This is a genomic window from Streptomyces sp. NPDC059679 (assembly GCF_042734105.1).
Lineage (GTDB): Bacteria > Actinomycetota > Actinomycetes > Streptomycetales > Streptomycetaceae > Streptomyces.
Window position 1 is genome coordinate 1 of sequence record NZ_JBHWES010000191.1, and the last position, 1761, is coordinate 1761.

General features: G+C 70.0%; 2 protein-coding genes. One reads left to right on the forward strand and one right to left on the reverse strand.

The window, feature by feature from the left end:
- Positions 1–228 precede the first annotated feature (228 nt).
- Positions 229–1176 carry a hypothetical protein gene (locus ACFV2X_RS55570; protein WP_385631970.1) on the reverse strand — a complete coding sequence of 316 codons (948 nt, stop codon included), beginning with the start codon at positions 1174–1176 and terminating at the stop codon, positions 229–231.
- A gap of 201 nt (positions 1177–1377) precedes the next feature.
- Between ACFV2X_RS55570 and ACFV2X_RS55575 the strand changes: the two genes are divergently transcribed.
- Positions 1378–1653: a heavy-metal-associated domain-containing protein gene (locus ACFV2X_RS55575; protein ID WP_385631973.1), complete on the forward strand. Its 276-nt coding sequence runs from the start codon at positions 1378–1380 to the stop codon at positions 1651–1653.
- Positions 1654–1761: the final 108 nt, after the last annotated feature.

Consider the following 1761-nt stretch of genomic DNA (forward strand, 5'->3'; position numbering starts at 1 on the left):
GCCCAGCATGCGCTGGCGGCGGCGGCCGGTCCGGTCGGTGGCGGGACGTACTCGGGGGGCAGCAGGCATCAAGGCTTCAGCTCTTCCGGAGGGGACAGGGGCAACACGGCGGCGCGATTTAGGGTCGCGGCCGCGAATTTCCATGCCTCAGAGCCTAGGAAGCCGCCCTGGCCTGCAGCTTCGTACGCTTAGCCGAAATCCGAGTACATCAGTCGGCCGAATTCCTCCTCATCCAATTGAGGTATTCCGGCCGGCTTGGACGGTAAAGGCCGCGGTGTGGACCTGGCCCTGGTGCTTGAAATCCAGGAACAGGCGGTACGCGCCCGCGCTCGGTGCCGTCGCCATGAAGGAGATCTCGGGGCCGGGCTCCGTCCTGCCGTCTCCGGGCTCACCACCGGGGTGGACGTGCAGATAGGCGAGGTCCCCGGAGCGCAGGGCGACCAGGTGACCGTACGCGCCTAGATAGGGCTGGAGGTCCCGCACCGGCTTGCCGTCCTTGGTGACGGTCAGCCTCAGCTCGCTGCTCTTGCCCGGGGTCATGCCGCCGGCCAGCTCGACCTGGTACCCGTCGACGCGGGCCGTGGTGTCGCTCGCGGGCAGCTTCGCCGGCTCGTACGCTCCGGGCACGGCCAGGTCGGTGCCGAGCGTGAGCCCTTCCCCACCCTTGGGCGTGAAGTCGGCGAAGACCCGGTACGGGCCGGTCTCGGGCAGGGCCACGGATGTGGACCAGGTGCCGTCGGCCGCCCGGGTCGGGTGCAGATGACGGAAGGTCGCCAGGTCGCGTGAGGCGACGATCAGGTGCAGTTCCTTGTCGTTCTCGCGGTCGTACGCGGTGAGCGGGCGCCCGGTCGCCTCCCGCACGATGGCGAAGCTCAGATCGGCGCGCTTGCCCGGCTGGAGCCGCGGGGTCTTCAGATCGAGGCTGTAGCCCCCTTCGGATATCTGCAGGCCCCCGGGCGGGGAGAGCTCCTGGCCTCCGGCCTCGTCTTCTCCGCCGTGCTCATCTCCTCCGCCGTGCTCGCTCCCCTCGCCCCGCGCGCTGTCCGTATGCCCCTGGTGAGCCGCGCTCGCCGGCTCGGGCGAAATCTCGCCGACTCCGCTGCCCACGCCGTACGCGGTGCCGAAGGTGGCGGCGAGCGCGGCGGCGAATGCGGCGATCCGCAGTCCGGTCTTCATGACACATCCCTTGTCTCCTGGCCGCCGGCCTGCGGCCTTCACGTCACGCGGCGGAGCCGCATATCGACACCCCAAGTTACCCCCTGGGGGTATCAAGTCAACCCCGGGCCGCCCTTGTGGCCAATACGGGTGGGGGGTATACATGAAGGCGTCACCGATACCCTGCTGGGGTATCCACCGATCGATGACGGAGGACCACCCATGTCGGACTGCTGCACCCCCGGCGGAAGCTGCCACACCACGTCCACGACCAGCTACCGGGTCGAGGGCGTCGGCAGCGCCCACTGCCAGGGCGTCGTCGCCAAGGCCGTCGGTGCGCTGGACGACGTCAAGGACGTCGAGGTCGAGATCGGCACCGGACTGGTGACCGTGACGACCGCCACCAAGCCCGATGCGGCGTTCGACCAGCTGCTCGCCAAGACCGTCGACGAGGCGGGCTACGGCTTCGCCGGCCGCGTGGCCGCCGCGAACGCCTGATCCGTCCCACCCCGGGCGGGGCCGCCCCAGCCCCGGCCCCGCCCCCCCCCCCTGCAGGCAGGTTCCGAAAATTCCAACACCAAGTCCCGTGGCCGCGAGGTGGGAATA